The sequence below is a fragment of the Paenibacillus terricola genome, from assembly GCF_014779765.1.
In the GTDB taxonomy this organism is placed as follows: domain Bacteria; phylum Bacillota; class Bacilli; order Paenibacillales; family Paenibacillaceae; genus Paenibacillus_T; species Paenibacillus_T terricola.
Genome location: NZ_JACXZA010000004.1, coordinates 171,898 through 192,030, shown reverse-complemented (window position 1 = coordinate 192,030; position 20,133 = coordinate 171,898). Strand labels below are relative to the sequence as shown.

Genomic DNA, 20,133 nt, shown 5'->3' with positions numbered 1-20,133 from the left:
ACTATTGTTGGATTCACATCGATATTCGAGAAATTGATTGTTGTAAACGATTCATCTTTTCGATAATAATGGGGGTAATAAATCTTATAAATTTCATCGGAATATAAGAGTTTAGACACAGTCAACCAATTCTCCGATCAAATCGAATAATGCCGTTTAGTCCACTAAAGGCGCCTCTTCGGAGTTCAACTCCGCGAGGCGCCTTTCTTTATCCTCATGATCACGGGGCTTGCCTCTTGATATAAACCCATTGTTAAAGGAGAGATAGGTATGTCATTGAAATTTGCTTACTGGGTACCCAATGTTAGCGGAGGACTAGTCATCTCCAAGATTCCTCAGCGCACAGGGTGGTCGTTTGAAGACAATGCGAAATATGCCCAAATCGCCGAAGAGGCAGGCTTCGAGTATGCCCTGCTGCAGACGAGATTTATTGCAAGCTACGGTGCCGAGAATCAGCTGGAGGCTATTGCCTTAGCGTCCGCCCTAGCGACAGTCACTTCGAAGATCAATTTAATTGCCGCTGTGCTTCCCGGACTGTGGCACCCCGGCACGGTTGCCAAAATGCTCTCCACCATTGATCAAATCAGTCGCGGTCGCGTTGCCGTCAACATTGTAAGCGGATGGTTTAAGGGGGAGTTTCAAAGCTATGGCGAGCCATGGCTCGATCACGATGAGCGGTATCGGAGATCGGAAGAATTCATTCGCGTGCTGCGCGATTTGTGGACGAAGGATGAAACGAACTTCCGAGGCGACTTCTATCGCCTGAATAACGCGCCGTTGAAGCCGAAGCCGATTTCCACGCCGCCAGTCTTCCAAGGGGGTAACTCCTCTGCCGCCCGGCAGATGGCTTCACGTGTATCCGATTGGTATTTCATGAACGGCAATACGATCGACGGCTTCAAGAAACAAATTGATGAAGTGAAGGCACTCGCTGCTGCCAACAACCGCAGCATTCGATTCGGCGCGAATGCATTCATTATCGTTCGCGACACGGAGGAAGAGGCTAGACAAGTATTGCGGGACATCATCTCTCACTCCGACCCCGAAGCGGTAGGAGGGTTCCGAAGCCAGGTTCTGTTCGCCGGCAAAGCATCTCCCGAGCAGGAGGGCATGTGGGCCAATTCCGATTACAACGATCTGGTGCAATATAACGATGGCTTCAAAACAGGATTAATCGGAACGCCTGAACAGGTCGCAGACCGCATCATCGAATTGAAACGAATCGGCGTCGACCTTATTCTGACCGGCTTCCTTCACTATGATGAGGAAATCAAAGCATTCGGGGATAAAGTCATTCCGCTCGTGCGGGAGAAGGAAGCCCGTCTCGCAGCACTACTTGTAAATTAATAGCGATCTAGAAGATCGGGAGGTTTCTCATTATGCAAACGGTTGGTCTTATGCTATGCGGTGCCGTTCTATTTCTCAATGCCTTGATGCTGCTCGGGCATGTAGATAATAAGAGCGCCGGCCTGTTCAATATATTTATCGGCACCATACAAGTCATCACTCCGTTCTATGTCATCTTCACAGCAGGCGGCGATCAGTGGACGATATTCAACGCATCGGGCGTATTCCTGTTTGGATTGACTTTCTTATTCGTGGGAATATCCAATCTTACGAATTTCAGCGCATCCGGCATCGGATGGTTCTCCTTATGGGTTGCCTTGCTTGCGCTCGGTTATGCAACTATGAGCTTCGTGCAATTCGATGATGTGAAGTTCGGAATCATCTGGCTGATGTGGGCTTTCCTATGGACGCTGTTCTTCTTGCTGCTCGCATTGAACAAGGAGATAGCGGCCTTCACAGGCTGGGTCACTTTAATCGAGGCCTTGCTCACCGCTACAATTCCTGGATTCCTCATCCTCATTGGCCAATGGGACCAAGTTAGCTCGACGCTTGTCGAGATCATCGCACTCGTATTCGTCATAGCCGCTATCGTACTGTACGTCCGAACTAGCCCAGCGATCAGACACAAAGAGCGTAATTCGAAGCCTGTATCAGCCTAAAATAAAGCCCCATCCTGCCTTGCTGTGGATAGGGCGGCTTCGGCATTGTTGGACGAGCGTCAACTTACTTTATATATTGATCGCTCGCCAGCAATTCCGCGATAGCTTCGGTCGGAATGGTAAACTGCTGTACCCCCATATAACCTGGGCCTACCTCGTATTTATCGAAGACCACGATGAGATGACCGGAAGCATCGATATAGAAACTTTGATCCGGCTTGATCGTCCTGAACCATTCATCTTCGGATAGTTCATCCGCAGCGCCCTCAATCCAATAAATCTGGTTCGGATCGTCTTTCATTCGCTGCCGCATCTGTTCGATAATGTTCTCGCTGATCGCTTTTATATATTGATCATTCTTGAACAGCATCGGCAGCGTCAGCGCAATGTGGTTGCGCTTATCGATCGTATCGTACTTCAGCTTCTCTTCTGACGATCCCATGGAGATGACGACATAACGCTCAATGACGAACAGATCCTCCGTGTCCGTCTTCACGGCATAACCGGCGTCCACCCCAAGATGACCGTCGCGCAGCTCCTGCATATCTTTCTGGAACTGCTCATACAGCTGTTTGCCCTCCGCTAGATACTTCTCGTTCAGCCCTGCGCTGAGCTTATCGTCGCCAAGATTCGAAATTTCCGGCACTTTAATATCAGCATTATGACGTTCATCCTCTACGAAATACTCGCGAATCGTTACGACTTTGACCCATTGCCCGATACCGGGAATAGAGGCAAAGGCATTAGCGACTGCCGGACTTGTATTGATGCCAATGAGGACAATTAGAATCGCTGCGGCTGCAGCGGAAATCCACCGACGGCGGGCCGTTCTTCTTCTGCTGCTGCGGTTCAAGGCCTGAAGCACGACAGCGTTCAGTTCCTCCGGTATCGGAATTTGAGAATACTGCTCTTTCAATTGCTCAAGACGGTGATCCATTCGGACAACTCCTGCTCATTAGGATGGTTGGCTCATTTCGATTCTGAGTAAACGAAGGGCATGGTACAGACGGGTTTTCACCGTATTCACATTCTCGTGCAGCACCTCTGCCACTTCCTCGATTTTCAGGTCTTCAAAATAACGGAGCACGACGACTATCCGATATTTGTCCGGAAGCTGCTCCAATGAACGTGTCATATCTACATCGGAATAGTGATCCTCTGATTCGTCCATGATGGCATGCAGCTGCTCATCCTCAATCGGCTGCACCCTCTTGCGCTTCTTCAGTAGATCAAGCGCGGTGTGTACAACGATGCGATAGAACCAGCTCTTGATCGCGCTGCTGTCCTGCAGCGGCGACTTCGTCTTCATCGCCTTGTAGATCGATTCTTGCACCACGTCCAGCGCATCGTCCTTGTTATGAACGTAGCTGTACGCTAGTCGATAGATATTATCTTGATGCTCCATAATGAATGGAACAAGTGCGGAATTTCGGCTGCTCACAATGGTATATCGCTCCCTTGTTGTCATGACAATTTACAGCGTAAGAGAGTCGCTGATCGGTTCGGACTGACAATGAAACTTACTGGTTAACCACAGGCAAGACGACCTAGCTCCGCATTTAGTTTGCGAATGAAGGATAAGAATGATTTTCCTCGGTCAAATGTGAACGTTTTGTGACAGCAAAACTTTATCCAACTGCTCGTGAGTCTTGCTGGTGTTCCGAATTAAAACCGCGAGGAGATCATATCGATGAGACAAAGTGTACTTAAACTTAGTGTTGCGTTCAGTCTATGTGTAGGAGCCATCGGCGTTGGCGGTATCGTGCCGGTGTCTGCTGATACCTTATTTTCCCCTGTTAAAGCCGTTCCAATTTTGGCTAAGCTTTCGCAGGCCGTAACCATTCAAGAACAGATACTTACCTCCAAGACCGATCTGCTGAGCACCAACATTCGTGTGCCGCAGCTGGCAGGGATGCTGGACATGCATTATCAAGAGGAATTGAACTGGATTCTGTTGTCTCATGCACAACAAGATCTAGCCAACTGGGAGCAGGAGGCTGCCAGCGCAAGCGAGCAAGCCGCAGCAGATGGCTATGCTTTCCGTCCATACGAGCTGTACATCAGCTATGCGTTAAAATCGGACGGGGCAGACAATGGCATCGTCTCGCTGGTCGTAACGACAGAAGGGTTTACAGGCGGCACAAGCGCACCGCGAGTCGATACGTACACGATCCGCAATGCAAGCGAAGCGACGCGCGTCACGTTGCCTGAACTGTTCGGAACAGACTATAAGACCATTATTGATGCGCAAGTCCGCAAGGAAATAAGCGCGAACCCTGACCAGTACTTCGCTGACGATTTCAAAGGAATTGGGGAGGAACAGTCGTTCCACGTCGAGAACAATGAGGCCGTCATCGTGTTCCAGAAGTATTCGATCGCACCGGGTTACGTCGGTTCGCCTGAATTCCGTCTTGCGTTAGATAACCCGAGTACGTCGGAGGGCGCCGGCAGCAGCGATGCCTTTGTAATTAGCTTGAATGGGAAACAGAAAGCAGTGGTTGCACTTACGGAGGAAGGAAGCAAGGCAGCTATTCTCCCGCTTCGTGAAGTGGCCGAAGCGCTAGGCCTCAAGATCAAGTGGAATGCGGAGAATCGTTCAGCGGAAGTAACGACGGCGGATTCGTCGTTCAAGACGACAGTCGTGACAGGCAAAGATGCGTATTCGGTTAATCAGAAGACGCGATCGCTTGGCGCCGCGCCGATCCTAATGGAGGGCAAATTGTATGTGCCGGTCCGCTTCTTCAGCGAAGTTGTCGGGGCTACCATTTTGTTCTCGGAGTAAGCCCTGTAATGTCTGCATGTAGTCCGTCGCGAGCTCGGACATACTAACGACGAGTCCATACATGCAAACAAAGGAGAATGGCACCGATGGAAACCGTCACCGCAGATCAAGAAGCAGCCGAGACCGTTCATAAATTGATCAAAGGCATTGAGATCGCTATGCTTACCACCGTTTCAGACGATGGACTCGTATCGCGCCCCATGAAAACGCAGGAGGCCGCTTTTGACGGAACCCTATGGTTCCTGACGAAGAAAGATACGAGCAAATTCCATGAGCTGCTCCATAACAAACAGGTGAACGTGGCTTATGCAGGGCAATCGTACGTCTCCATCCGCGGCGAAGCCGAGCTTGTAGAAAGTGCGGAGAAGATTAAGCAGTTCTGGAATCCGATGTACGAGAAGGTGCTGGAGACCAACTACGACGATCCGAATCTCGTGTTGATCAAAGTAACGGCCGATGCTGCAGAGTATTGGGATTCCGGCAACAAATTCAAGATGGCGAAGTTCTTGTTCCGAAGAATGCTGGGCAAGAATACTGAAGGAACCGCCATTAATCAAACGGTGGATTTGTAGTTGAAAAAGCCCCGATCACCTTTTTCACGGTGGATCGGGGCTTGTTTCTATTCTTCTTCGAGGCCGCTCGCCGGCAGAAAAGACGGATCCCCACCTTCATGGGCAGTCCGTCTTCGCTTTCACCTTAGCTCATACAACGAATCGTCCGCCTGCGCCAGGAACGGCGTCCACTCCCCTGCCGCACACAACACAAGCCGATGCATCGCGCGCGTGCATGCGGTGTAGAACAGCTTGCGCTCGCTCTCCCGGTAATACGTCTTCGACGAGGCATCGTAAATAATGACCGCGTCGAACTCCACGCCTTTCGCTAGATAGGCGGGAATAACGAGCGTTCCCTTCTCGAACGTAGGCGTCTGCTTCGTAACAAGGCGCAGCGACGGGCAATTCTGCGCCTGCAGAAGCTCATACACCTCGCTGCTCTCAGCTGCTGTCTTCGTAATTACCGCTATCGAATCATAACCTTCGGCGCGAAGTGCAGCTAACTGCTCAGCTACTCGCGAAGCCAGCTGACCGGAGCTCTCCACCTGCAAAAGAAGCGGCTTCTCCCCGCCTCTGTCGAACGGAATGATCTCTTGTGCACCAATGAGTAGCGACTTCGTGAATGCCACGATTTCGCGCGTTGATCGGTAGCTGCGAACGAGACGAATAAGGCTCGTTTCCGATTCTCCGTAGAGTTGAATCAATGGCGACTGCGCGCCATACAGCTCCGTTGCCTGCGTGAAGATCGCCTGCCCTAAATCGCCGAGCACGGTCATGCGAGCGCGAGGGAACAACCGTTTAAGAAACTCATACTGGAACATCGAATAGTCCTGGCCCTCATCGACGAATACATGCCGTACCTCCGTACTCATCCGATTGCCTTCAACCAGCTCCTTCATGTACAGGAACGGCGTTGCATCCTCGTAGAACAGCTCGCGACGGCTCAGCTTCTCCTTCGTCTGTTCACAAATCGCTTCCCACAGCTTCGGCACCTCGGTCTCACCGGTCATCGCAGCATAAACGTCTGTACCGTCAAACAGCTGCGTATACAGCCCGACGACGTCGATGAACTTCATTCGCTTCACGCTTCGGCGGAGCGGTGCAAAATACTCCTTCACCAGCATGCGGCGAAGCATCTCTTCTTCTTGCTCGGCGTAATCGAAGTCCCCTTCGTCCCGGCGAACCTTGTTGCTGTTACGCTCGCGAAGCTCCTCATATACCCGCGAAAATTCAAATATGCTTCGATCGTCTCGCAGCTCTTTATCAATAGCGGCATACTGATCCTTATCCAGGTAGTTGATCTCTTCCTCTACCCAGTCCGCATCCTGCTCTTGGCGTTCTAGTCCGGTGAGCTGCTTCAACAGCCACTCCTGCAGCAGTGTAACCCGATTAGCAAGACGAATGGACGGATCATAGTTATAGAATTGAGCTTTTATCTGCTCCGCCGTAATCAGATCGCGGTCCCGCAGACGAATGCTGTGGAACTTCATCCCTTCTCGTCCCAGCCAATTCGCATAATTCCGCAGCGCCTGAAGGTATGCCTCGGATGCCTTATAAGCAATCGCCTGAAGCCGCGCCTCGTAAGCCTGCGTCGACTGCTCGTTCAGTACGTATTCGATCTGATCGAAAGGGTCCTCCAGCTGCATCCCCTTGCCAATTCCGTATACGAGATACTCTTGGAAGGTTGTTTGCTGCATATTTTCCTCGCCGAGCTCGGGCAAGACGGTCGACACATAGCTGTTGAACATCGGATTGGGCGAGAACAATACGATCTGGTCCGCCTTCAGCCGCTCGCGATGTTTGTACAACAGATAGGCGACCCGCTGAAGCGCAGCAGAAGTCTTCCCGCTGCCAGCCGCTCCTTGTACGATGAGCATCCGATTGTTGTCGTTCCGGATAATCGCATTTTGCTCCTTCTGAATGGTAGCTACAATGCTCTTCATCTGCGGGTCTGCACCTTTGCCAAGCACCTGCTGGAGCAATTCATCACCGATGGTCACACTCGTATCGAACACATTCTGGAGCTTGCCTCCGCGGATCTGGTACTGCCTCTTCAGCTCCATCTGCCCCGTAATTCTGCCGCCTGGCGTATCGTAATCGGCCGTTCCCGGCGAATAGTCGTAATACATGCTCGCAATCGGTGTACGCCAGTCATAAATCAGGAAGCTCATGCCATCGGCATCAACGAAAGAAGATACGCCGATATAGATTTGCTCGGTGAATCCCATTCCGTTTTCATTGAAGTCGATACGGCCAAAGTACGGAGACGGCAGAAGCCGATTCACGCTGCGCCACTGCTGCTGCCGCATCCGGTAGCTGCGCTCGCGGTCCGATAACAGCGCCTCCTGCTGGCTAATGCTGTGCACCGTCTCTTCGAAATCCTCGTGCGAGCCTGTGTTGACGGTCACTTCCTCCCAGAAACGTTTGCGAATGTCATTCGCTTGATTCCGAAGTCCAGCCACTTCCGGCTCCAGTTGTTCGATTCTCGCCTGCAGCTTCTCGGTCACCTGATCCAGTCGTTCCTGCTCCTGTTTCCAGTCCTGTTCATTCGTCATAGCCTGCGTACACTCCCTTCCGATTGTGCAAAAAAACATTTGACATTGCTTCAAGTCTCATGGTAAGATTAAAGTGTAAATAAGATGGGTTAACTTTACTCAACTTTAAAAACTGCTCAGTGGTTTTCTAATCATACCACAGCGCATCTTGGCGTGCAATTTCAAATTTTACCCATAATCGGCCGATGGCCGATTTTTTTGTTTATCGGTGAATGACGGATCCCGGCATGAGGCCGTTATTGCCGTTATTGCTACCCAGGCATAACGAATCTGCAGCAAACTGGCAGTAGGAAAACAATTGGATTAACGTGTGTACGGTACGGTAATGGTCTCGCTAAGGAACTGAGGAGGCACTATTGTGTCGAAGATGAACATAAGCAGCGCTAACGAACCCCAGCATCACTATTCCTTATATAGCCGTTACAAATCGTCTGCAAAGTAACCTATAGCGCCTCCTGGATTCGTTAGAACGCTAAACTAGGCCAAATCGCGCGAATAAGGTCACTGTGGTTCGTTAACCTGCATGTATGTCATTATGCTGCTGCGAACGTATATATTAAGACGGCACAATTGTCTCAGACACACTAAGGAACTGAGGCAGCGCTATTGTTGTGAAAATGAACCTAAGCCGCGCTAACGGACTCCAGCATCACTATTCCGTATAAATCCATTTCAAATAATCTGTAAAGTAGCATATAACGTCTCCTGGATTCATTAGAACGCTAAACTAGGCCGATTCGCGAGAATAAGGTCACTGTGGTCCGTTGGCCAGCTTCATAGCGATGATTTGTGTGAAAAATCGTATACAACAGGCTGGCCCTGCTTTGATTCTTGAGCTTTTGTACGAAGAATCATACAAAACTGTCCGAAATCCGCATGAACCCAGGCGATCTGTACGAAAAATCATACAAAATCGTCCGAAAACTGCATGGACTCTGGTGATTTGTACGAAAAATCATACAAAACGCAGCCCTCTTCTCCGGTATTGCATAAGATAGCCTTGATTAAGCCATAATTCTGCAGTACAGGCCAGATCGCATGAATATCACAAAAAATGACGCCCACTGACTTTGTCAGTTTGAGCGTCATTTTTTATACCTATTTGCACCCGTAAACGGAACTCACGTTACAAATTAGGTAAACGGCTTGTTATTAACACCGCTGATCCAAGTGAGCTATGCGCGGTTATTGCAGCCGTGGTTAGTCAACCTTCACGAGCATTTTGCCGATGTTGGAGCCTTTGAACAGCTCCATGAATGCTTCTGGCATACGGTCGAAGCCTTCGAAGATCGTCTCCTCATAACGGAGCTTGCCTTCGGACAGCCATTGACCAAGCGCCCGAGCACCCTCAGGCAGACGATCCATATACTCGCCAAGCACGAAGCCCTTCATAAGCGAACGCGTCTTGATCAGCTTCACGTAAGGACGTGGACCAATGTCGCTGCCGCCAGATGCATCATTATAGGCCGAGATGGAACCGCACAGCGGAACGCGCGCATAGTCGTTCAGGTGGTTCATGACCGCATCGGTAACCGCGCCGCCAACATTGTCGAAGTAGACGTCCACGCCTTGCGGGCAAGCCTGCCCGATCGCCGCAGACAGATCTGCTGCCTCTTTGTAGTTGATTGCGGCATCGAACCCGAGCTGCTCGGTCAACCACTTCGTTTTCTCATCGGAACCCGCGATGCCGACGACGCGTGCGCCTTGGATCTTGGCAATTTGCCCGACGATCGATCCAACCGCGCCTGCTGCTCCCGAGACGACCACCGTCTCCCCTGCTTTCGGACGGCCGATATCCATCAATCCGAAATAAGCGGTCAGACCCGTCATGCCGATAACGCCGAGATAAGCCGACAATGGCGCTGCTTGGTCGTCCACCTTGCGCAGCGCGCTGGCGTTGTGTACGCTGTACAGCTGCCAGTTCAGCATGCCAAGCACTTTGTCGCCCGGCTTGAACTGCTCCGAACGCGACTCCACAACCTCGCCGACGCCGCCGCCTTCAATGACCTCGCCAATCCGGTACGGTTCTACGTACGACTTTGCTGCGCTCATACGGCCGCGCATGTACGGGTCAACGGACAGATAAATGGATTTGACGACAACCTCGTTCTCCTCCGGCTGGCGTACTGGCACTTCCTTTACCGCAAATGTTTCATCTGTCGGGTAGCCTTGCGGGCGCGATTGCAGCGTAATTTGTTTATTCATCATGGTTAATTCCCACTTTCATATATAGGATGTGTAACGATCAGACGGATGACGGCAAGCAACCTTGGTTAATAGTTTTAAAACTTTCAAACTATCTATCCAAAAAATAAGTTCCTTGGCACCGTTATAGGCTCTCCAAGAAACCTGGCAATATGGCCTGAAATTGATTTTCCTGCACAAAAATTTTCTTATTTTGTCCTTCCCGCACGTAGCGGATAAGGTCAGCGTCATACATAATCTTCAGATGGTACGTTACGTTGGACTTGTCCATCCCCATTGCTCTGGCAATCTCGCCGCAGCTGTTATGGTCCGGCTGGTGCTGCAAGTAACGAACGATCTCGATCCGCTTCTTCTCGGAAAGCGCCTTGAAGGCAAGTGCCCGCTTGTCGTCGTCAACAGTCGATTGTTTGATAGTCATACAACTATCCTACAAAGCGACAACTGCCCTGTCAAGCTAAAGCGATTTCCATATCGCCTCGTTTAACGACCAGCAGCAGCATAAACAAGACCACTCCCGATAAGGAGTGGCCTGCCATTACTATGCATTATTGCTGTTCAACCCGAATGCTGCCGCTGTCCGTACGCACCTTGATCACTTCGCTGGACGTTCCGTGCTGATCGGGCTTGCGAATCGATCCAGAATCCGACTTTAGATCGTATGTTCCGCCATAAGAAACAGGAACCTCGATTCGAACACTGCCGGAATCACTCTTCACATTCGCGCCAGTGCTGTCTTCCTTCACCAGCTCTATATGACCCGAATCTGAACTCAGCTCAGCCGTACCTTGAAGGCGTTCAATCGTGATGCTGCCGGAGTCGGAGGATGCTTTCACTTCCGAGCGGACATTCTCGGCACGGATACTGCCCGAGTCCGACTTCATTGACAGCGTATCGCCTTGATAATCATTGAGCTTGATGCTGCCGGAATCCGACCTTACCGATAGCGCCTTGCCTTCGTAGTTCTCGAGTCTGATGCTGCCCGAATCCGATTTGATGCTGCCATTCAGCGCAGATGCGCCTGTTACGCTCAGGGAGCTGGAATCACCGCTTATATTTAAGGTTTCCAGTGCCTTTGCCGCTTCATCCGTCAGTGTCACCGTAACGATTTGATTACTCGACCGGAAATCGGAGAAACTTGGGAATCCGATATGCCATTTGCCGTTCAAATCAATGTCCAGCTGGCCGCCCTCAAGCTCCGTGCTTTTGATTTTGTCGACGATATCCTCTTTCGCCCGCCCTGCGATCCGAACGGAGTTGCTGCCGTCCGTGCTTTTCACGAATTTAACGTCCAATCCCATACTGTCCGTTGCGATCTTAAGCTCGTGCATCTCCTTATTATCAAAGGTCCACGTACGGTCATAATCCTCGCTCTTACGGCTGCCGCCGAACTGATATTGAACAAATACAAGAATACCGACCATGACCAATATAAAGCCGACAAATTTTCTCATGCTCATCTTGACTTCATCCTCCCCATTGACCCTAAGAGGTCTTGCTCCATCCTCATCTTGTTTCTCAGTTTACATCAATTGGGAGTCGCTACATACCTGCTGCGGAATGGTTCGGGCCATGGACTTTGGTCGGGGTTGCTCGTAGTCACCGTGTTAATAAAAACCGTGATAGCAAGTGCTATCACGGTTTCTGACGTTTTACTTGCTAGCTTGCATTTCGCGCGTTGGTCCGAGAACGCCTGGCACCGGCAGACCCGCTTGACGGAGAAGAACCGTCATTTGGCCGCGGTGATGCGTCTGATGATCGATCAACAGGCGAAGGAACTTGCCGCGCGGCATCGTTTTTCCGAACGTATCGATTTCTTCCACCATCTGCTCGTCCGTTAGCTTCGCCGCTTCACGTGCATATGCCTCGTTGATTTCTTCATATTTGCTGAGAATGTCAGCGATATGGGCTGGAATGGCAGCGCCGCGTTCCACGCCTGGAATCTGCATTCCTGCGATCTGACCGAAGAAACCTGCCGTACCCGTCAAGTGCCATGCCAGCCAGCCGAGTGTGCTGTGCCCTTCCACAATCGCCGTATCCATTGTGTCATCCGTGATGGCATTCATTACAGCAAGCGTTCCTGCCGCCGAAGCAGCCCAATCTTGTACAAAATCTTCTGTCGCACGGTACATAGGTATGTTCCCTCCATAAGGTCAATGTCCCTCTTATTATAGTCAAAGCAGCAGCTGCTCTTCAAATGCGGACTATGCGCGGGTCAATGAGCATTCGAATACATGGAATCGTGTGCCCTCTCCGTATCCGTCCTTCACTTGATGCAAGACATATTGGAAACCATTCTCCTCCAATAGCGCCTCAAACTCCCCGTCATTATAAAGGCGAAGCGGAAAATCCATCAACTCCGTCTGAACTACCTGGCCGTTCACTACGAGCTCGTACTTCAGCTGAGTAAGAAGCATGGACTGCTCCATGTCGTATTGAACCTTGCGATAGGTGACGATGCACTCGCCGTCTATCTCCGTCCTGCCTGTTTCTTTCCACTCCGGTATTTCAACTATGCCGTCATATTTCATCATCGTGGTCAGCAGCAGCTTCCCTTGGTCGGCAAGGACAGCCTTCATATTCGCAAGACTTGGTCCAACCAGATCAGTGGGCAGCAGAGAAAACGATCCGAACGGGATCATTATGAGATCATATCGGTGTGGACTAACGAATTCCTCAATCTTCTGCAATGTTAGGTGAGGCATAAGATTTAAACGCTCGCTTTTCTCCCGGCACGCCTTGAGCATGTCCTCCGAGATGTCGAAGCCTTCGATCTGAATCCCATTGAGCATAAAAGGAATCAGCATCCGCCCATTGCCGCACATCGGCTCGAGCACACGAAACGTCGAATTGTCACGATCCGCATAAGAAAGGTAAAATTCAAGCTCCTTGCCCGCAGCAATTGACTTGTCGACTTCATATAATTTGGTACAAAGCTCGCCGTAGTAGCTATTCACGTGTCTTTCACTCCTGTTAGATCATTAGTACCGCTATGGCTTCGTGCACTTGATGATGAATGCAGGAGGGATGATCGCGGCCTTCATAGGGGTGTACCACACAACAGGATCCCCTGATCGGTTCTCTTCTTGAATGACAACGTCCTCCACCACCCGCTCGATTCGGAAGCCTGCCTGTATGAGCTCATTTACGTATGTACCAAGCTTCACCTGATTCATAATCGCGGGAATATTCCATGGCTCGCATTGCTGCAGGCCTTCATCATGATAGGATTTGCTGATGACGAGCTGATCGCCATGCTGGCTCACGCGACTGTGAAGCGGATGCTCCCAGCTGAAAATGAAGGTACTGCCTGGTTTCAAGTAGTTGAAGACATTGCGAAGCGTCCTGCCAAGATCAACGGTCCAGCCAAGCGCATAGATAGAGTAGACAACATCGAAATACTCGCTTGGGACGCCAGGGTTGTTCTCCATGGTCCCTTGGAACAGATGCAGCTTATCCTCATGCTCTTGGAGCAACTCCCGAGCCGTATTGATCTGCGTATCGGATAGATCGATTCCCCACAATTCCACAGCGCCTTGCGCGGCCATATATTGCAGGGAGTGCCCGCTTCCGCAGCCGATTTCAAGGACCCTCTTGTTCGTCATTTCCCCGATCGGCAGGAATGGGCCGTACACCGGCAGCACCGTTCTTCCGAAGAAGCGCGGGGCTGTTTCGTCCCAGCTTTTTTTTATTGGATTCGAGATATTGCTCTTGTACAAGTTCCATTGGTTAGCCTCCTCTTCAAGTGAGAAACCAACACAGTATATTCCATTTAAGGCATGCATCCTCCTTCTAACTACATGCAAACAAATAAAGCCGCAGCGTGTCCCTGCATCAGCTTGAAATTAATTTATATGTATAATATAGAAACATTTTACTTAACTAGATCGTCTAACTTAGTTGCATGGAAATTATAAACAAGAGGAGTAGATGATACGGATGAAGTACAAACAGCTCGTAATTGGTGTGTTGTTAGGATCGATGATAACAGGTGCTGGAGCAGCTGCTGCCTCTCAGAGTACTGCCATTTCTGCCTTTCTGAAAGATGGTATTACATTCAAGTTTAACGGCGAAGAGAAGAAGCTCGAGGATGGCTATTCCGTATTGAACTATAAGAACTCTACATATGTTCCTGCACGATTCGTGGCAGAGGAGCTTGGAGCGACGGTTAAGTGGGACAATAAGACACAGACCATTTCGATTGACTCCACTGCCGGATCCAAGGAACCTGTCCAATCTAATTCAACGAATCCGGTTGTAACAAAACCGGAACCGACCGCAACAGAGACGGGACAGGCCGCAACAAAGCCCGAGCCAACTGCAACAGGATCGAATCCGATCGCAACAAATCCTAATTCGACTACAACAGCAACGCAGCCTGTCGTGCAAGCTTCGGCACGTGATCTATTCGATGAGGTCTGGAGTAGGCCGAATGGATCTATGAAGCTGGACTTCAACTCCGATACGCAAGCAGAGGCTGAGGTGACCTATAAGGGTAGCCCGGAACTAAATGGCGTTAAATTCACGGTCAAGTTCGAGGCTGGCGTTGGATCGGGTGAATTCAACGTTAATGGAGAAACCTATAAGGCCTCCCTGAACATTGTGCAAGATAAAGAGAAATTATTGGATTTCACGATCATTAACCAAACAACAAAGCAAGGGCTTACCATTTTGTATGCGGCCAGGTAATTTGAGCTTGGTGCAGCATCTTTACACAATAGTGGAATAAATAATCGGTGTATTAGGCCATCCTTCATAGGATGGCCTTTATTGTTTATTGCGAGCATAGTGAGAAGGGTGCAGTGTTGGCCTAAGGCAAAACTATTAGAACGTTAAAACTTCTTTGCGCGCAACGAAAAGTAGTTGATCGGGGCAAGACTGTTTCTCTAGACCCACACGGTTTCTGTAAACTATAATGACACAGGATATTGTGAACATTGGAGGCACTTGTATTGAGTAAGGACAGCAATCAATCCATCATCGCCGTTTGGATCAGCTTATTCAGCAATATTTTTCTAACCGTGGGCAAAATCTCTGTTGGTCTTGTATTCAGCAGTCCTGTTCTCTTAGCAGATGGCGTACATAACGCAGGAGATGTCATTGCAACGGGTGCTGCCCTGGGGTCGATGCAAATATCGAAGCGCCCGGCCGATGAGGATCATCCTTATGGGCATGGCAAAGCGGAAGTGCTCGCGTCCGGCATTGTAGGCCTTATCCTCGCTGTCGCATCGTTCTATATGGCTTATCATGCGGTGACGAGTCTGTTCGAAGACCCTCATCCAACAAGTTATATCGCCCTGCTGGCCGCATTCATATCGCTTGTGTGGAAGTTCTGGTTGTATCGTTATACCATCAAGTTAGGAAGAGCATCGAACTCCAAAGGCTTACTGGCTACCGCCTACGACCACCTTGCCGATGTGTATGCTTCGATCGCTGCTGTGCTTGGTATTAGCCTGTCGCTCGTTGGCGAGCATTATGGGATCAGCTACTTATCGTACGGCGACCCGATTGCGGGCATTATCGTATCGTACTTCGTCTTGAAGCTGGCGATCGATATCGGCAAAGAAGCGACCAACGTGCTGATGGAAACGACGGTAAGCAAAGAGAAGCTGGATGACTTCTGTCAGATCATTAAGTCCGTTGAACATGTGAAACGAATCGACCGCGTTCGGGCCAGAGACCATGGCCACTATATTCTGGTCGATGTGCGAGTCAGCATCCCTGCCGAGCTTACGATTCAAGAGGGACATGATATTTCGCGCGAAATTAAACAGTCGATTATGAAACGTCACTCCGATGTGGATGAAGTGCTCGTGCACCTGAATCCTTTCTATGCATAGCAATGACAAACGCTCACCGCTGCATGCAGCAGTGAGTGTTTTGTTTTTGTACACAGCGTTATTCCAGCTCCAGAACCGAGTCCCCGCTTATAAGCGTTCCGTGATTGGCGCCTTCGCATATTTCTCTCATGGATCCGGGTCGATCGAAGTTGAACACATGCATCGGCAGATTATAATCTCGAGCGAGGATGAAGGCCGACTGATCCATGACTTTCAGGTTGTGCTTCAGGACATCGTTGTAGTGAAGGGTCTTGAACTTTCTCGCATGGCTATCGTACTTAGGGTCGGCGTTAAGCACGCCATCCACCCCTTGTTTGGCGACTAGCAGGGCATCACAGTTCACTTCAATTGCACGTTGGACGGAAGGATAATCGGTGGTGACATACGGCTGCCCATTGCCTCCGGCGAAAATGACGACATAACCTTGTTCCAGATGGTGAATGGCTCTGAGTCTGATATAAGGTTCCGCCACGGATGTGATCGGGATGGCCGTCATGACACGGACCTCTTTGTCGGTCTTCGCTTTAAGCACGCCTCGCAGCATAAGCGAGTTAATGACCGTTGCAAGGGTTCCGATGTTATCGGCCTCTGCCCGTTCAATTCCCCAGCTCTCCGCCATATTCCCGCGAAAAATATTGCCTCCGCCGATTACGAGCGCCACTTCCACTCCCAAGCCCACCACAGACATGACTTCATTCGCGATATGCTCCAGTCGTTCCGGCTCGAAACCAAATTCCGTGTTCCCCGCAACCGCTCCACCACTCAGCTTAATCAGCACCCTCGAATACCTCATCCCATGTACACCTCCATGAAAATAAAAAACACTAAAGCAATAAATGCTTTAGTGTTTCAATGGAACAGAAATATGAAAAATGGAATTCATGCGCATGGCTCTCTTCCTCAGTCTTCTCATATTCCCGCCCCTTCCCTATTCTTCCATCGATTTATTATATCGATGATACGAGCTGCGCGCAACGACCTAAATCGATGGAAGTAGAAACTCTCGATCCTAAGGCCGAGCGCAAGTTCATCACTCCGAACCATGGATAGGGTAGTCTTATTTGCTAAATTATAGTTGGCTATGACAGGAGGATGATCTAGTGATGATTAGTAATCATTCTACATTAGGGGTAGGGAGCGATAATAGGTGAACAAACTCATTGAATTCAAGCAGGTGTCGAAGCAATACCAAGTTGGAGAGGTAAAGATCAAAGCGCTGGATGGGGTCGATTTCTTGATCAATGAAGGAGAATTCGTCGTCATTCTAGGCGCCAGCGGCGCTGGCAAGAGCACGATACTGAACATTCTCGGCGGAATGGATACGGCGACTGCTGGTCAAGTATTCGTCGGCGGCCAAGACATTACGAGGTTCAAGGACCGGCAGCTAACAGCCTACCGCGGTGAGCAAGTTGGCTTCGTCTTTCAGTTCTATAACCTGATTCCGAATCTGAACGCGCTCGAGAATGTGGAGTTCGCAACGGAGGTATGCAGCGACCATCTTGACGCTAAGCGGATTTTGGACCAAGTGGGGTTACGGGATCGTGCCCGCAGCTTCCCCTCTCAGCTCTCCGGCGGTGAACAGCAGCGTGTCGCCATCGCCAGGGCGGTAGCGAAGAACCCTCTGCTGCTGCTGTGCGATGAGCCAACCGGAGCTTTGGACTACGTAACCGGCAAGTCCGTCTTGAAGCTTCTTCAGGATCTGAACCGGGACACGAAGAAATGCGTCGTCCTGGTCACCCACAATACGGCGATTGCGCCCATCGCAGATAAAGTCATTAAGGTGAGAAGCGGCAGGATCGAGAGCGTCACCATTAATACCAACAAACAGAGCATTGAAGGGATTGAATGGTGATGAATAAGCTGTGGGTCAAGTCAATCCGCGATATCTGGCAGGCCAAAGGGCAATTCGTCGCCTTTGCGCTCGTTATCGCCGTAGGCGCCTTCTTCTATGCGGGACTGGTTACTTATAGCAACAACCTCAGCGCTTATACGAAGGGTTATTTTGAAGAACATCATCTAGGTGACTTATACGTATCTTATGATCGAATATCGCAGGCTGACGTGGCGACTTTAGGCACAGTTGAGGGGATAAGCCGGATAGAGGGCCGCTACACGCTGGACGCCACACAGGCTTGGGGCGATTATAAGGCATCGTTAGTCGTTCATTCTCTTCCCGCCAAGAACGCCATCAATACGCCAGCACTGATTGAGGGTCACCTTCCTTCAACGAGCCATGAGATTCTGCTCGACTCCCACTATGCGGAGGCGCATCAGTACCATGTTGGAGACGAGCTCCGCATGAGTGTCGGCGATAACAGCTTTACATGGACCATTAGCGGACTAGGCGAGAATGTTGAACATACGAAGCTAAGCGACACGCAGGACCATCTTCTCTACGGAGCGGCCTATCTAGCAGAAGCGGCCATCCCTAGCGTCTCAGGCTCGGAAGACTCCGCCTATAACGAAGTCATGATTCTCGCCAAGGATGGCTACGATCCTAATGAGCTGGGGCAAGCTGTTGAGGCGGCATCCGCAAGAATGAACCTGCCGTATCTCGATCTTACTACCAAGGATCGGACGTTTAACTATGCCCAAATTAGCGAAACGATCTACAACAATAAGCTGATGAGCCGCGTCATCCCGCTCGTCTTATTTATCATTGAAGCCATTATTCTATTCCTCGCAATGTCGCGAATCATTGATTCCCAGCGCAAGCAGGTCGGCATTATGAAAGCGCTTGGCGTTCGGAACCGCAGCATCATGCTTCACTATATGGGCTATCCGGTGCTGGTCAGCATCGTTGGATCGATTGCAGGCTGGGCGCTCGCCGCGGCGCTGTTTATCCCAATGATCAGAGAGTCCAATGCGAGGGCGTATTCGCTGCCTGGCATCACGTTCTCGCTCCCCCTCTACTCGGTCATTCCTCCGATTCTGCTCTCTGCAGCGTTCGGCATGCTCGCTTGTTACTTCAGCAGCAGATCGTTATTGAAGGAGCATGCGGCACAGGCGATGCGGCCCAAACCTCCTAAGAAGATGAAGAAGCTCGTCATCGAACGGATACCGGGTTTGTGGCGGTCGATTTCGTACAGCTACAAGCTGATTTTGCGTAATATTTTTCTCAATAAACAGAAGGCTCTGGCAAGCTCCATCGGGGTCGTTGTGAGCACCGTTCTATTGATTACCGCGTTCGGCACGCAGATGGCGCTGCTCAAGGTTGCGAATCAGGTGGAAGAGGTGTACAGCTACGATCTGCGCATCGATTATAAGACCGGTTTTTCGCCGGATACGACTGGCGAATTGCCTCCGAGCATCGCCTCTAGCTACGATCTAAGCTCCAACCCCGTCGCACTCCTCCAAGACGATACGAAGGAGAATGCCACGTTAATCGTAACGGAGCCGGGGAATCGTCTCATTCATTATTATGGCGCGGATGACCACGAGATTGCGTTATCGAATGACGGCGTATTGGTGCCTCAATCTTACGCTGATCATTATCATATAGCGGTTGGGGACCGAATCAAGCTCAAGTTCACGTCCCCCGCGATGAACGATCAGACGGTGGAGATGAGGGTCGCGAGCCTATCGTCGCAGTATTCGAATCCGTCTTTTTACGCCACACCGGCCTATCTGAAGAGTCTTGGCATCGACTATCATCCGACTTCACTGCTAGTTCAGGTGGACAATGCAGAGGCGCTTGAATCGGTGCGTTCCTTCTTCGAGCGCAATCCGAACGTTGATACGATTGCCGACCAACAGGATCTGCAAAAGTCAGCGCAATATATCCTGAAGCAGAACAGCTTCGTATTCATCATGTTCATCGTCTCGGCCGTCATTCTATCCTTCGGCGCCATCTACACGATCTCGTCCATCAATATTTATGAGCGGAGTCGCGAGCTCGCAACCTTGAAAGTGCTGGGCTATCAACGCGGCAAGATCTACAGGCTCATTTTCTTGGAAAATATCATGCTCACCGTGTTCGCCGCCATCGTCGCTCTGCCGATCAGCAGCTATGTATATAGCGTTATCATTCAAGCGTTGTCCAGCACGCATCAGCAAATCCCGAATCAATTGAGCATCCCGGTTATTCTGATCGCAGTTGCTGTTGCATTCTTGCTCACTACACTCTCCAATCTGCTGCTCAGGGGCAAGGTCTCGAACATTAACATGATTGAATCGCTCAAAAGCGTCGAGTAACGT

Annotated in this window: 18 protein-coding genes; 8 read left to right on the top strand and 10 right to left on the bottom strand. The window is 50.4% G+C overall.

Features of this window, described 5'->3' with window-relative positions; genetic code table 11:
- The first annotated feature begins 270 nt into the window (after positions 1-270).
- Positions 271-1,347, top strand: coding sequence for a dimethylsulfone monooxygenase SfnG (gene sfnG / locus H8B09_RS16940; RefSeq protein WP_191204736.1), 1,077 nt, complete (start codon positions 271-273; stop codon positions 1,345-1,347).
- A gap of 32 nt (positions 1,348-1,379) precedes the next feature.
- Entirely contained in the window at positions 1,380-2,006 is a 627-nt protein-coding gene (locus H8B09_RS16935; RefSeq protein ID WP_191204735.1) for an AmiS/UreI family transporter, read from the top strand.
- A 64-nt stretch (positions 2,007-2,070) separates the two neighbouring features.
- Here the strand turns inward: H8B09_RS16935 and rsiV are convergent, their stop codons facing one another.
- Positions 2,071-2,943 (bottom strand): anti-sigma-V factor RsiV, encoded by an 873-nt coding sequence (rsiV, locus tag H8B09_RS16930; RefSeq protein WP_191204734.1) that lies wholly within the window; start codon positions 2,941-2,943, stop codon positions 2,071-2,073.
- An 18-nt stretch (positions 2,944-2,961) separates the two neighbouring features.
- Positions 2,962-3,447 (bottom strand): RNA polymerase sigma factor SigV, encoded by a 486-nt coding sequence (gene sigV / locus H8B09_RS16925; protein WP_318152646.1) that lies wholly within the window; start codon positions 3,445-3,447, stop codon positions 2,962-2,964.
- Positions 3,448-3,696: 249 nt separating this feature from the next.
- Here sigV and H8B09_RS16920 point away from each other — a divergent pair, with 249 nt between their 5' ends.
- Both H8B09_RS16920 and H8B09_RS16915 read left to right on the top strand, forming a co-directional pair.
- Positions 3,697-4,788, top strand: coding sequence for a stalk domain-containing protein (locus H8B09_RS16920; protein WP_191204732.1), 1,092 nt, complete (start codon positions 3,697-3,699; stop codon positions 4,786-4,788).
- A gap of 86 nt (positions 4,789-4,874) precedes the next feature.
- Positions 4,875-5,360, top strand: coding sequence for a pyridoxamine 5'-phosphate oxidase family protein (locus tag H8B09_RS16915; protein ID WP_191204731.1), 486 nt, complete (start codon positions 4,875-4,877; stop codon positions 5,358-5,360).
- A 119-nt stretch (positions 5,361-5,479) separates the two neighbouring features.
- On the opposite strand, the gene helD is transcribed toward H8B09_RS16915, so the two are convergent.
- The 7 genes from helD to H8B09_RS16880 all read right to left on the bottom strand — a co-directional run bounded on the left by helD (position 5,480) and on the right by H8B09_RS16880 (position 13,815).
- A complete protein-coding gene (gene helD, locus H8B09_RS16910; RefSeq protein ID WP_191204730.1) occupies positions 5,480-7,894 on the bottom strand; it encodes an RNA polymerase recycling motor HelD in 2,415 nt (804 codons plus the stop codon).
- A 1,200-nt stretch (positions 7,895-9,094) separates the two neighbouring features.
- A complete protein-coding gene (locus tag H8B09_RS16905) occupies positions 9,095-10,102 on the bottom strand; it encodes an NADP-dependent oxidoreductase (protein WP_191204729.1) in 1,008 nt (335 codons plus the stop codon).
- Between the two features lie 121 nt (positions 10,103-10,223).
- A complete protein-coding gene (locus tag H8B09_RS16900; RefSeq protein WP_191204728.1) occupies positions 10,224-10,517 on the bottom strand; it encodes an ArsR/SmtB family transcription factor in 294 nt (97 codons plus the stop codon).
- 127 nt (positions 10,518-10,644) lie between these two features.
- Positions 10,645-11,556, bottom strand: a complete 912-nt coding sequence (locus H8B09_RS16895; protein WP_224753698.1) for a DUF4097 family beta strand repeat-containing protein — start codon at positions 11,554-11,556, stop codon at positions 10,645-10,647.
- A 192-nt stretch (positions 11,557-11,748) separates the two neighbouring features.
- Positions 11,749-12,228: a DinB family protein gene (locus H8B09_RS16890; RefSeq protein WP_191204727.1), complete on the bottom strand. Its 480-nt coding sequence runs from the start codon at positions 12,226-12,228 to the stop codon at positions 11,749-11,751.
- 72 nt (positions 12,229-12,300) lie between these two features.
- Positions 12,301-13,053 (bottom strand): class I SAM-dependent methyltransferase, encoded by a 753-nt coding sequence (locus tag H8B09_RS16885; protein ID WP_191204726.1) that lies wholly within the window; start codon positions 13,051-13,053, stop codon positions 12,301-12,303.
- Positions 13,054-13,086: 33 nt separating this feature from the next.
- Positions 13,087-13,815 carry a class I SAM-dependent methyltransferase gene (locus H8B09_RS16880; RefSeq protein WP_224753697.1) on the bottom strand — a complete coding sequence of 243 codons (729 nt, stop codon included), beginning with the start codon at positions 13,813-13,815 and terminating at the stop codon, positions 13,087-13,089.
- A gap of 220 nt (positions 13,816-14,035) precedes the next feature.
- Here H8B09_RS16880 and H8B09_RS16875 point away from each other — a divergent pair, with 220 nt between their 5' ends.
- Both H8B09_RS16875 and H8B09_RS16870 read left to right on the top strand, forming a co-directional pair.
- Entirely contained in the window at positions 14,036-14,785 is a 750-nt protein-coding gene (locus tag H8B09_RS16875) for a copper amine oxidase N-terminal domain-containing protein (protein ID WP_191204724.1), read from the top strand.
- A 263-nt stretch (positions 14,786-15,048) separates the two neighbouring features.
- Positions 15,049-15,936 carry a cation diffusion facilitator family transporter gene (locus H8B09_RS16870; protein WP_191204723.1) on the top strand — a complete coding sequence of 296 codons (888 nt, stop codon included), beginning with the start codon at positions 15,049-15,051 and terminating at the stop codon, positions 15,934-15,936.
- Positions 15,937-15,994: 58 nt separating this feature from the next.
- On the opposite strand, the gene pyrH is transcribed toward H8B09_RS16870, so the two are convergent.
- Positions 15,995-16,729 carry a UMP kinase gene (pyrH, locus tag H8B09_RS16865; protein ID WP_191204722.1) on the bottom strand — a complete coding sequence of 245 codons (735 nt, stop codon included), beginning with the start codon at positions 16,727-16,729 and terminating at the stop codon, positions 15,995-15,997.
- 354 nt (positions 16,730-17,083) lie between these two features.
- Between pyrH and H8B09_RS16860 the strand changes: the two genes are divergently transcribed.
- The gene (locus H8B09_RS16860; RefSeq protein WP_191204721.1) at positions 17,084-17,788 is read left to right on the top strand and encodes an ABC transporter ATP-binding protein; all 705 of its coding nucleotides are present in this window, start codon (positions 17,084-17,086) and stop codon (positions 17,786-17,788) included.
- Positions 17,788-20,130 (top strand): ABC transporter permease, encoded by a 2,343-nt coding sequence (locus H8B09_RS16855; RefSeq protein WP_224753696.1) that lies wholly within the window; start codon positions 17,788-17,790, stop codon positions 20,128-20,130. Before H8B09_RS16860 ends, H8B09_RS16855 begins: the two co-directional genes overlap by 1 nt.
- Positions 20,131-20,133: the final 3 nt, after the last annotated feature.